Raw genomic sequence first — 9,629 nt, 5'->3', positions numbered from 1 at the left:
GGCACCGCTCAGCGCGGTGCCACCGGACGGGATCGGGCGATCAGATCGCGGTGAGAGTGAGGATCGCGGTGTAGGTCCCCGCTGCCGTCTCGGTGGGCAGGCTCAGTCGCAGCCCCGCGCCGAGCTGTGCGGTGCCCCTGCCGGCACCACCCGGCGCCGAGCCCAGCACCGCGCTGTTGCCGAGGCCACCGCCAGCTCCTACGACGTACGGTGCCACCTGCGGGCCGGCGACCACACCCTGCCCGGAGCCCTGGCTGATCACCCGCGGGCTCCAGCCGAGGTAGCCGGAGCTGAACGTCGCACCGTCCGGGCCGGCGAAGTCCGCCGGGATCTGCCCGGAGGCGCTCCACCCAGGTTGACTCGCGCGGGTGTCGGTCACCGTGACCGGGCGGAGTTCACCGTTGCTCTCCCACCGGTCACCGGCAGCGCCGAGCTGCGCGGGCGGCAGCACCACGGCACGGTCGTCCGGGTTGACGCTGATCACCAGGGAGCCCTGCGTCTCGTCGATCGACGCGGTGATTGTCTGCGAGATGCCCGGCTCCTCCGGCGGGAACGCCACCCACAACGTCACCGGATCGCTGGTCGCGGCGACCGCGTGGTCGTCGTCGTAGAGCTTGGCCACGTACTCGCAGGCGTTCAGCTCCCGGGTCGCGGTGAAGGAGTAGCTGGCCCCCGCCTCACCCGGAATGATCGTCCAGTCCGTCGCGCCCGGGCACTTGCTGAACCAGTGGTAGTGGTCCAGCTCGGTCTGCGGCGTCTGCACCGCGGTGAGCGTCACGGTGTCGTTGGGCGCGTACTCGTCGGCCATACCGCTGACCGACAGGCTGACCTCCGGCCCCCCGCCGGACAGCTCGCCGACGACGAACGAGTAGTCGACCGGCCCGGTGCTGACCGTCGTGCCGTTGGCCAGCGTCGCGTCGGCCTGGAACTTCAGGGTGTAGCTGCCCAGCGCGCCGAACGCCCAGTTCGAGTGCGCGTGGGTGTTCACCGGCACGTCGATGGCGTCGGGCAGGCCGTCGTCGGAGCGGAACTTGATGATCGGGCCGCCGAACGAGTCCTGCGTGAACAGCGTGACGTTGCCAGGCCCCTGCACGTCGACCAGGCTCAGCCGCAGTTTGTTGCCCTCGAACACCCCCGCGTCGAGCGTGGTGGTGTTCCAGCCGGGCCAGAGCAGATCCGGATCCTGGGTCAACGGCAGCAACCAGACCTGGCTTCCCGCCGGCCCGAGGAAGGCGAACCGTGGATCGTCCGGAACGGCCATGGCCGCCTCCGGCAGAACCTGGAACGTCACGTCCGCCGGGTCCCGCGTCACCGAAGGGCTGACCGTGTCGTCATGGACCTTCAACGACAGCGCACCGCCCTCGTAGTGCACGTCGACCGCGTCGGTGTGCCCCTTGGACAACACCACCTTCTCGGCCGCCGACGCAGCGGTCGGCGCCAGCACCGTGCCGGCGACCACCACCGCCCCGGCGACCAGGGCCGCGAAACCGCGAGCCCTCACCGTCGCATTCATACCTCCCCTTTCACACCACGCGCACCCGCGCGCGGTGATACCTGTGGTGACATCACCACGACGCCTTGCGCACCCCGGGCAGCTCGCCGCGCAGGGCAAGCTCGCGGAACCGCACCCGGGAGAGCCCGAACCGGGTCAGCACTCCGCGGGGGCGGCCGTCGATCTGGTCCCGCGACCGCAGCCGCACCGGACTGGAATCCCTCGGCAGCCGGCTGAGCTGGCGGACCGCCCTGGCGCGTACGTCCGGGTCGGTGTCCGGATGGCTGACCAACCGCTTCAGCTCAGCTCGCGTACCGGCCTGCCGGGCCACCGATTCCGCACGGCGTGCCTGCCGGTTGACCAGGCTCTTCCTGGCCATCAGCGCGCCTCGCGGAACTCGACGTGCCGGCGCACGACGGGGTCGTACTTGCGCAGGACCAGGCGGTCCGGGTCGTTGCGGCGGTTCTTGCGGGTCACGTACGTGTAGCCGGTGCCGGCGGTGCTGCGCAGCCGCACGATCGGACGGACGTCGCTCTGGCGGGCCATCAGAGCTTCACCCCCCGGTTACGCAGCTCGGCGACGACCTTCTCGATGCCCTTGCGGTCCACGGTCTTCAGGGCCCTGGCCGTCAGGGTGAGGCTGACCCAGCGCCGCTCCGACGGGAGCCAGTAGCGGTGGTTCTGCAGGTTGGGGTTCCACCGGCGGCGGGTGCGCCGGTGGGAGTGGGAAACGGCGTTGCCGAAGCTCGGCTTCGCTCCGGTGACGTCACAACGTCTGGACACAGCGGTCGCTCCTTGCTCAGGCGCCACGATAACGACAACGGTTTTCAGTTTTATATCACCCGTTCGGCCAAACTCGTCCGGGACCTGGAAGGATCTCGACGGAACAACCGACACCGAGGCGGTAGCCGACGCCACGCACCGTCGTCACCAGCGGCACGCCTGCGCCAACCTTGGCGCGAAGCCGGCGGACGTGGACATCGACGCTGCGGGTACTCGTGAAGAGCTGCCCCCAGACCATGTCCAGCAACTGCGGTCGGGTGAAGACCCGGTCCGGGTGCCGAGCCAGACACAGCAGCAGGTCGTACTCCAGCCGCGTCAGGGCGATCTCCGCCGGACCCCGGTACACCGTCCGCGACCCGGGATGGATCCGCAGGCCGGAACCCACCTCGTCGACCGAGGGCCGGGCCGACGCCACGTCGCCATCCAAGAGCGCCAACAGGGCGCCGAACCCGTCGAGATCCTCGCCGTGGCCGCCTGGTTCGAGGGTGAGACGAAGCGTGAGGGTGAGCGCCTCGCCGGCCCGTCGCGGCCGCGCCAGTCGCACTCCCGGGCCGTCGTTCACTTCGGCAGCTTGCATGTGCTTACAATGACAACCGTTTTCAGTTAAGTCGAGGGGAGCGCGATGTCGTCATCACCACAGGCTCCGACCCATGCCCTGACAGTCGACGCCAGTACCCGCCCATCGCTGACCGTGCTGTCCGGCTTCTGGCCGGCGGCGACCTACGCCATCGCCCGCGCCCTGCTCGCCGCCGACGAGTCGCTGCTGCTGGTGCGACACGACCTCACCGACATTCGCGATGGCGTCGTCCGCCGGGTGGTCCGCTCCGACGCCGGCATCGTCGAGGACGAACAGATCGTGCTGCGGCACGGCTGCGTCTCCTGCACGCTGCGGGAAGACGTGCTGCCCACCCTTGTGCGGCTCACCCGCAGCCATCCCGGCCGGGACCTGGTGCTGATGCTGCCCGAGGTGGTGGAGCCCGAGGCCGTCGCCGCCGCCTGCGCCCACTGCCTCGTCGACGGCACGCCGATCACCGACCTCGTCCGCGTCGACTCCTACGTCACCGTCCTCGACGCCGAACACCTGCTCGACGGCCTGGCCAGCACCGACGACCTCACCACGCTCGGCATCCAGGCCGCCGAGGACGACCACCGCGCGCTCGCCGACGTCGTGGTCCGGCAGATCGAGTACGCCGACACCCTGGTCCTTTGGGGACAGTCCCCGGAGGGCGCGTTCGACACGAGCAGATTGTCGGTCCTGCTGCGGCGGATGGCCCCGTGGGCGGCCCACATCAGGATCGATGGTGACCGCGTCGACGCCAGCACGCTGACCCGCCAGCTGCGCCACACCCGTCGGCACCGTCCGGGAACCCCGGGGATACTCGCCCGCGGCCTGCAGGGCTACGCCCTCGGCGCACACGAACCGGAACCCGACTGCGGAGTGGTCTCCGCCGTCTTCCGCGCCCGCCGACCGTTCCACCCCCAGCGCCTGCACGACGTCCTCGAAGACGTCAACACCGAGATCATCCGCTCCCGCGGGCACCTCTGGCTGGCCAGCCAACCCGACACCGTGGTCGCCTGGGAGTTCGCCGGCGGCGGCCTGGCCATGGGATCCCTCGGGCACTGGCTGGTCAGCCTCCCCGAGGACCGCTGGGAACACGTCGACGACCAGCGCCGCATCGCCGCCGCCCTGGACTGGGACCCCTACTACGGCGACCGACACCAACACCTCGTCTTCATCGGCCTCGACACCGACCCCGTCGACCTGCACCGCACCCTCGCCGACTGCCTGCTCACCGACGCCGAACTCGCCGACGGCGAGGACACCTGGCGCACCTACCACGACCCGTTCGCCGGCTGCTTCCCCCTCGGCACGGAGGAACCGACCGACACCGACACCGAAGGAGCACAACCCGCATGAAACCCGGCATCCACCCCGAGTACCGACCCGTCGTCTACCGCGACAAGGGCGCCGACTTCGCCTTCCTCACCCGCTCCACCGCCACCAGCGACCAGACGATCGAGTGGCACGACGGCAACACCTATCCCGTCATCGACGTCCAGATCTCCTCGGCCAGCCACCCGTTCTGGACCGGCAAGCAACGCCTGCTCGACACCGCCGGCCGGGTCGAGAAGTTCCGCCAGAAGTACGCCCGCCGCGGACCCCAGGAAAGATGAGCACCGACGCGCCGGTCGAGTGGGCCGAACTGGCGCCGCAGTTGGTCGACGCCGCCCGGCAGGACCGGGCCGGGCGCCTGACGATCGTCCGCGAGCTGGTCGGCCCCGCCGACCGGCTCGCGGGCGACATCGGTTGCGGCACCGCGGGAATCCGGGCCGAATGGTCTGACCCGCGGGTCCCCGTCGAGCCACTGCGCGTCGATGTGCCCGCCGACACGGCAACCCTGCGGAAGATGCTCGGCGCTCCGGCTGACCTGGGCTGTGCATCCGCTGCCGTACACCACGCCGGTGACCAGCAGGCGGCGATGGACACTCTCGCTCGACGGATCGCCTGGCTGCGGCCCGCCAATCTGCTCACCGCCGCCGATCTCGACGTCTGGGACCGGCTCCGCGACCCGACCGACGGAGCGTGGTTGGGTCAGCGCTACGTTCTGTTCCGGCTCTCCGCGCGCAGTGCGCATCTCGGCGTTTGTCCCTGAGCCATCATGACCGTCCCCATCGACCTGGACGCACAGCTACGGGTCGCGGGCCTGACGCCCACCGCGCAGCGCCGCGCCGTCCTGGCGCTGCTGATCGGACGCACCAGGCCGCTCGCGGCCCAGGAGGTACACGCCGAACTCAACCGCTCCGTGCGGCACATCGGACTGACCACCGTCTACCGAGCGCTGCACACCCTCGCCGAGGCCGGATTGCTGCACACCTTCGACCTGAGGGGCCAGCGGGCCTACCGCCACTGCGGTGCGGCACCACACCAGCACCTGATCTGCACAAGCTGCGACGCGGTGACCGAATGCCCGCCCGACATCGTGAGGAGCTGGCTCAACGAGCTGTACCAGCACGCCGGCTTCACCCCGCACCCCGACCGACTCGACCTCAAAGGAACCTGCGGGGCCTGCGCGAACAAGTAGTTCGGCGGGTCGGCGGCGGTTGCGGCACCGCGACGGCGACCCGGACAAGGTTGGTCAGTGTCAGATCGCCACCGCACAGAGGGCGGCTTCGAGCGCACGGGCGGCATCGGTGGCGGCGGCGAAGGCTGGGTCCGCGCTCTGGCGCGGTGGATCAGTTCGGTGCCGAACAGCCCGAAGAGGAACACCTCGCCGCCGTCGGCACTCACTTGCCACGCGGCGGCGTGACGGCCGCGCCGAGGCGGATGATGATATTCCTGGCCGGGAGCGCTCATCGTTGGAGTCCGTCAGGGTGTGGGTCTGTCGGCCTTCCGGATCAGGTCGATGACTGCGTCCACATGCTGGGGTTCCTCGACCGGGCCGATCAGCAGTCCGCGCCGGCCCGCCGGCTCGGCGTCGGTGAGCAGGAGCAGAGCGGGGGCCCGGTGGCAGATGCCGAGGCACTCGGCCCGGACGAGAACACCGCCGTGACTGCTCCGGACCACCTGGGAGAGGATGTCGGTTAGGTCCCGCGGAACCCGGTAGGGCGATTCCGGGAAGCCGCGGTGGCGTAGCGCGCGGTAGCGGTGACCGTCGCAGTAGGCGACGGTGACACCAACGCCACCTGGCGGTGGGATGCTCATCGGCGGCACACCACCAGGGCATGGCCGGCGCTTTGGTGGAACACCGTCGAGCTGGTGAATCCGGCTCGACGGGCCGCCTCACAGTGCCAGTGGGCCGGTGCGACGAACTCCGCAGAGCTGAGGCCGCTGAGCGCAGCCGTCCGCTCGTCCAGTAGCGACCTCGTCGAGGGTTCCTCGGCCAGCGCGGTCCACCACGCGGTCCACAGGTCAGGCCCGCTGTGCTGTCGCCGCCGGGCGGGTACTGAGGCGTCGGGCATGACGTCGACCACGAGGAGCGTGCCGTCCGGGCTAAGCAGGTGCCGGGCTTCGGCGTACCAGTCCCGCACCCGCTCCTCGGGCAGATAGTGCAGGATCATCAGGGCGAGCACCAGGTCGTATGGGCCGCCGGCCAGTGGAAGCCATCGGGGCGAGCCGATGTCCGCCCGGACGGTACGCACCTGCGGCAGGGCCGTCCCGGCCAGGGCCAGCAGGGCCGGATCGACGTCCAGGACCGTGACGTCCGCGTGGGGCCACCGCCGCAGCACCGCCTCGGCGGTGGTGCCCGGGCCACCCCCGACATCGAGCACTCGCTCCGTTGGGCGCCCAAGGAGTTGCAGACCGACGGTGAGGAGATCGTCACGATCAGGCCGATAGTGGCACATCATGAACTCCCAGTCGCGCCGCCACCGGGCGACGTCCTCGAGTGCCAGGGCGGTCGCCATGGTCAGGCCGAGACCGGTTCGGCGTGGTCGTGGTCGTGCAGGTCGCCAAGATCCCACTCTGGGAATGGGTCCGGCAACGCCCGCCAGGCGTCCTCGCCGGCAGCGATCTCCGGGTCGGTGAGCAGGCAGGCGGTCAGAGCCGCCCGCAGGCCGTCGCCGTCCAGGTCGACGCCGATGAGGACGAGTTCCTGCTGCCGGTCGCCGAAGACCGGGTGCCAGCGGGATTCCAACTCGACCCGTTCGTCGGGATCCTCCGGCCACTCCCCAGACACCACCACCGGCACGCCGACCGGGTCACACCGCCCGGACGGGCCGGCCTGCGACCAGAGGGCCTGCACGTCCGGGCGGCTGGCCAGCCAGAGGAAGCCCTTCGAGCGCACCACACCGTAGCCGTCCAGGCCAGCGGCGAACAGGTCCCACAACCGCTGGGGATGTAGCGGCCGGTGGTCGCGGAACACGATGCTGGAGATGCCGTACTCCTCCGTCTCCGGCACGTGCCCGCCGTTGAGCTCGGCGACCCAGCCGGGCGCGGTCTCCGCCCGCTCCAGGTCGAACCGGCCGGTGTCGAGCACCTCCGCCGGCGGGACCCGACCGTGCACGGCACGGACCTGCCGGGCGGCGGGATTCAGCCGGGTCAGCAGCCCCTCGACCACCGTCAGGTCCTCCGGGCCGACCAGGTCGGTCTTGTTGACCACCAGCACGTCGGCGAACTCGATCTGGTCGACCAGCAGATCCGCGATGCCACGGTCGTCGCCTTCGAACGCGGCCAGCCCTCGCGCCTCCAAGGTTTCCCCCGCCTCGATCATGCCCCGCAGACTCGCCGCGTCGACCACGGTGACCGTCGTGTCCAGGCGGGCCAGGTCGTCGAGGATCTGACCGTCCTCCACGCCGAAGGCGAAGGTCGCGGCGACCGGCATCGGCTCGGAGATGCCACTGGACTCGATCAGCAGGTAGTCGAAACGGCCCAGTCGCGCCAATCGGGCCACCTCGTCGAGCAGGTCGTCGCGCAGCGTGCAGCAGATGCAGCCGTTGGTCAGCTCGACCAACCGCTCCTCCGTCCGCGACAACGCTCCCCCGTCGCGCACCAGGGTGGCATCGATGTTGACTTCGCTCATGTCGTTGACGATCACCGCCACCCGCAGCCCGTCCCGGTTGGCCAGCACGTGGTTGAGCAGGCTCGTCTTTCCCGCGCCGAGGAATCCCGACAGCACCGTCACCGGCAACCGGGCGGTCACGGCTGATCCACCACCTGACGTCCCCGGTAGAGGCCGCAGTGCGCGCAGGCCCGGTGCGGCACCACCATCTCTCTACGCGGACACGAACAGGGCATCAGCTGTGGCGCGCTGGCCTTCCACTGCGCCCGCCGGTGCCGGGTGTTCGACCGGGACATCTTCCGCTTCGGTACGGCCACGGGAATCTCCTTCAGCAAGGGAACGGAGCCCATCTTAACCGAACTGGTTTTCGTTTCCCTTTCCCCCTGGGTTCCGCCTCCGCCGCAGGCCGTCGCCACCCTCGAGAACGACGCGATCGCATTGCCGATCACCAAACAGATGCGCCTTTACGCATGTAACGTTGGGTAGCGAGCCACACTTTCAGGAGGTCAAGATGAGTACGGGCATCACCCACCCCATCCACACCAACGAGCACCGCCACGCTCACGGGCCGGAGTGCGGGCATACGAGCGTGCAACATCTCGGGCATGTGGATTACGTGCACGAGGGGCACCTGCACCACGCGCACGACGGGCACTACGACGAGTGCAGCACCGAGGGCCACCACCCTGCCGAGCAGCACGAGCACCGCCACGGTGACGGCTGTGGCCATGCGTCGGTCTCGCACAACGGACACACCGACTACCTCCACGACGGGCACGTGCACCAGGCGCACGATGATCACTATGACGAGTGCACTTCCAGCGAGCACGTCGTCGCGGAAGAACACGACCATGCCCACGGGGACGGCTGCGGCCACTCTCCGGTGCTGCACGGCGACCACCTCGATTACATCCACCACGGCCACCGACACGCGGCACACGGCGGCCACTACGACGAGCACTGACTCGGCGCCGCCCAGTAGTACGGGGCGACCCCGTGGAGCAGGCGCGGTGGACGCAGCCCTCACCGCCGAGTAAAAAGTGAAGAAGGTTGGTTATGGAGCAGGGTGCGCGATCTCCGGGAGCACCTACACCTGCTCAGCGAGCCGGCCCGGCAGGCCCCGCGCACGCCCGGTGACCGAGGCGCCGCACAGCGCGGTTGGTGACGCGACCCTGCTGGACGTGGGTGCCGGCACCGGTCTCGGAACCGAAGCGCTCGCCTCGGCCGTTCCGAACACCGACGTGGTCGCCGCGGAGTCGTCACCGGTGTCGCGGACGGTGTTGCCGTCCCGGATGGCGGCGGCAACTGACCGCACTCGAACGACCGGGCGGTCATCGCCACCGCCCACGACGTCGGCACGCTGATGATCGGTCGGTGGCCCACAGAACCAGGATTGATCCGCGCTGGCCGGACTCGGGATCGAACTGTTCGGCATGCCCTGGATCACGTCGTCCAACACAAGGTGGATCCCCCTCCTGACCCAGGTCTCCTTCCTGGATTCCAGGCATCTTTTACGGACCCGCACCGGTCGGCCTCTCGGTCACAACCCCGGCGGCCAACGCGTACGGTGCACACGGCGGGTCAGGTAACGCAGCGATCCCCAGGGCGTGTTCATCAAGAACGACCGTCAGGACGATCGCCGATCACAGACCACCGCGACGAGTGCGCGAGCGAATACCCCGACCACATCTGGCCGACCCAGGCCATCACCCCAGAGCCAAAGCGAAGTTGGTCGGCACGCCCGTTCCGACCAGAAAGGCAATGAGCCATTCCGCGCAAGCGGGCGGTAGCAGTCAGTAGCTGTCCGGAATGCCGGGTAGGCGTTGGACGCGCCAGATCAGGTCCGGTACGAAGAGA

15 protein-coding genes are annotated in these 9,629 nt (G+C 69.7%); 5 read left to right on the top strand and 10 right to left on the bottom strand.

The annotated features are described in order from the left end of the window. Positions 1 to 40: 40 nt before the first annotated feature. The 5 genes from ACFT41_RS31390 to ACFT41_RS31370 are packed head-to-tail and all read right to left on the bottom strand — an operon-like array spanning position 41 to position 2,851. Positions 41 to 1,513 carry a choice-of-anchor M domain-containing protein gene (locus tag ACFT41_RS31390; RefSeq protein ID WP_377590370.1) on the bottom strand — a complete coding sequence of 491 codons (1,473 nt, stop codon included), beginning with the start codon at positions 1,511 to 1,513 and terminating at the stop codon, positions 41 to 43. Between the two features lie 52 nt (positions 1,514 to 1,565). Continuing rightward, positions 1,566 to 1,871, bottom strand: a complete 306-nt coding sequence (gene rpsN, locus ACFT41_RS31385; protein WP_377590368.1) for a 30S ribosomal protein S14 — start codon at positions 1,869 to 1,871, stop codon at positions 1,566 to 1,568. Beyond that, positions 1,871 to 2,038 carry a 50S ribosomal protein L33 gene (gene rpmG / locus ACFT41_RS31380; protein ID WP_091283281.1) on the bottom strand — a complete coding sequence of 56 codons (168 nt, stop codon included), beginning with the start codon at positions 2,036 to 2,038 and terminating at the stop codon, positions 1,871 to 1,873. Before rpmG ends, rpsN begins: the two co-directional genes overlap by 1 nt. Beyond that, positions 2,038 to 2,274, bottom strand: coding sequence for a 50S ribosomal protein L28 (gene rpmB, locus ACFT41_RS31375; protein ID WP_377590367.1), 237 nt, complete (start codon positions 2,272 to 2,274; stop codon positions 2,038 to 2,040). Before rpmB ends, rpmG begins: the two co-directional genes overlap by 1 nt. Positions 2,275 to 2,329: 55 nt before the next feature. Continuing rightward, positions 2,330 to 2,851: a winged helix-turn-helix domain-containing protein gene (locus ACFT41_RS31370; protein ID WP_377590365.1), complete on the bottom strand. Its 522-nt coding sequence runs from the start codon at positions 2,849 to 2,851 to the stop codon at positions 2,330 to 2,332. A gap of 45 nt (positions 2,852 to 2,896) precedes the next feature. Here ACFT41_RS31370 and ACFT41_RS31365 point away from each other — a divergent pair, with 45 nt between their 5' ends. Genes ACFT41_RS31365 through ACFT41_RS31350 form a run of 4 tightly spaced genes read left to right on the top strand, consistent with a single transcriptional unit; the run spans position 2,897 to position 5,357 of the window. After that, positions 2,897 to 4,192 carry a CobW family GTP-binding protein gene (locus ACFT41_RS31365; protein ID WP_377590363.1) on the top strand — a complete coding sequence of 432 codons (1,296 nt, stop codon included), beginning with the start codon at positions 2,897 to 2,899 and terminating at the stop codon, positions 4,190 to 4,192. After that, positions 4,189 to 4,449 (top strand): type B 50S ribosomal protein L31, encoded by a 261-nt coding sequence (locus ACFT41_RS31360; RefSeq protein WP_377614091.1) that lies wholly within the window; start codon positions 4,189 to 4,191, stop codon positions 4,447 to 4,449. Before ACFT41_RS31365 ends, ACFT41_RS31360 begins: the two co-directional genes overlap by 4 nt. After that, positions 4,446 to 4,928: a hypothetical protein gene (locus ACFT41_RS31355; protein WP_377590311.1), complete on the top strand. Its 483-nt coding sequence runs from the start codon at positions 4,446 to 4,448 to the stop codon at positions 4,926 to 4,928. The genes ACFT41_RS31360 and ACFT41_RS31355 overlap by 4 nt, the downstream gene beginning before the upstream one ends. Positions 4,929 to 4,934: 6 nt before the next feature. Further along, positions 4,935 to 5,357, top strand: coding sequence for a Fur family transcriptional regulator (locus tag ACFT41_RS31350; protein WP_377590309.1), 423 nt, complete (start codon positions 4,935 to 4,937; stop codon positions 5,355 to 5,357). A gap of 284 nt (positions 5,358 to 5,641) precedes the next feature. On the opposite strand, the gene ACFT41_RS31345 is transcribed toward ACFT41_RS31350, so the two are convergent. The 4 genes from ACFT41_RS31345 to rpmF all read right to left on the bottom strand — a co-directional run bounded on the left by ACFT41_RS31345 (position 5,642) and on the right by rpmF (position 8,089). Beyond that, positions 5,642 to 5,839 (bottom strand): hypothetical protein, encoded by a 198-nt coding sequence (locus ACFT41_RS31345; RefSeq protein WP_377590307.1) that lies wholly within the window; start codon positions 5,837 to 5,839, stop codon positions 5,642 to 5,644. Between the two features lie 134 nt (positions 5,840 to 5,973). Then, a complete protein-coding gene (locus ACFT41_RS31340; RefSeq protein ID WP_377590313.1) occupies positions 5,974 to 6,618 on the bottom strand; it encodes a class I SAM-dependent methyltransferase in 645 nt (214 codons plus the stop codon). A 62-nt stretch (positions 6,619 to 6,680) separates the two neighbouring features. Continuing rightward, positions 6,681 to 7,913 carry a GTP-binding protein gene (locus tag ACFT41_RS31335; RefSeq protein WP_377590305.1) on the bottom strand — a complete coding sequence of 411 codons (1,233 nt, stop codon included), beginning with the start codon at positions 7,911 to 7,913 and terminating at the stop codon, positions 6,681 to 6,683. After that, on the bottom strand, positions 7,910 to 8,089 hold the full coding sequence (gene rpmF, locus ACFT41_RS31330) for a 50S ribosomal protein L32 (protein ID WP_377590304.1): 180 nt from the start codon (positions 8,087 to 8,089) through the stop codon (positions 7,910 to 7,912). Before rpmF ends, ACFT41_RS31335 begins: the two co-directional genes overlap by 4 nt. Before the next feature lie 194 nt (positions 8,090 to 8,283). Here rpmF and ACFT41_RS31325 point away from each other — a divergent pair, with 194 nt between their 5' ends. Then, complete coding sequence (locus ACFT41_RS31325) at positions 8,284 to 8,736, top strand: hypothetical protein (RefSeq protein WP_377590302.1); 453 nt, start codon at positions 8,284 to 8,286, stop codon at positions 8,734 to 8,736. Positions 8,737 to 8,859: 123 nt separating this feature from the next. Here ACFT41_RS31325 and ACFT41_RS31320 read toward each other — a convergent pair whose 3' ends face one another. Next, positions 8,860 to 9,228 (bottom strand): hypothetical protein, encoded by a 369-nt coding sequence (locus tag ACFT41_RS31320; protein ID WP_377590300.1) that lies wholly within the window; start codon positions 9,226 to 9,228, stop codon positions 8,860 to 8,862. Positions 9,229 to 9,629: the final 401 nt, after the last annotated feature.

The organism is Micromonospora sp. NPDC057141 (assembly GCF_042670805.1).
Classification (GTDB): Bacteria; Actinomycetota; Actinomycetes; order Mycobacteriales; family Micromonosporaceae; genus Micromonospora.
This window is presented reverse-complemented; position numbering and strand designations above follow the sequence as displayed.

Coding starts and splice junctions, on each gene's coding strand:
- rpsN (WP_377590368.1), bottom strand. CDS start 1,871: ATGGCCAGGAAGAGCCTGGTCAACCGGCAGGCACGCCGTGCGGAATCG.
- ACFT41_RS31390 (WP_377590370.1), bottom strand. CDS start 1,513: ATGAATGCGACGGTGAGGGCTCGCGGTTTCGCGGCCCTGGTCGCCGGG.
- ACFT41_RS31370 (WP_377590365.1), bottom strand. CDS start 2,851: ATGCAAGCTGCCGAAGTGAACGACGGCCCGGGAGTGCGACTGGCGCGG.
- ACFT41_RS31355 (WP_377590311.1), top strand. CDS start 4,446: ATGAGCACCGACGCGCCGGTCGAGTGGGCCGAACTGGCGCCGCAGTTG.
- ACFT41_RS31325 (WP_377590302.1), top strand. CDS start 8,284: ATGAGTACGGGCATCACCCACCCCATCCACACCAACGAGCACCGCCAC.
- ACFT41_RS31365 (WP_377590363.1), top strand. CDS start 2,897: ATGTCGTCATCACCACAGGCTCCGACCCATGCCCTGACAGTCGACGCC.
- ACFT41_RS31340 (WP_377590313.1), bottom strand. CDS start 6,618: ATGTGCCACTATCGGCCTGATCGTGACGATCTCCTCACCGTCGGTCTG.
- ACFT41_RS31360 (WP_377614091.1), top strand. CDS start 4,189: ATGAAACCCGGCATCCACCCCGAGTACCGACCCGTCGTCTACCGCGAC.
- rpmG (WP_091283281.1), bottom strand. CDS start 2,038: ATGGCCCGCCAGAGCGACGTCCGTCCGATCGTGCGGCTGCGCAGCACC.
- ACFT41_RS31350 (WP_377590309.1), top strand. CDS start 4,935: ATGACCGTCCCCATCGACCTGGACGCACAGCTACGGGTCGCGGGCCTG.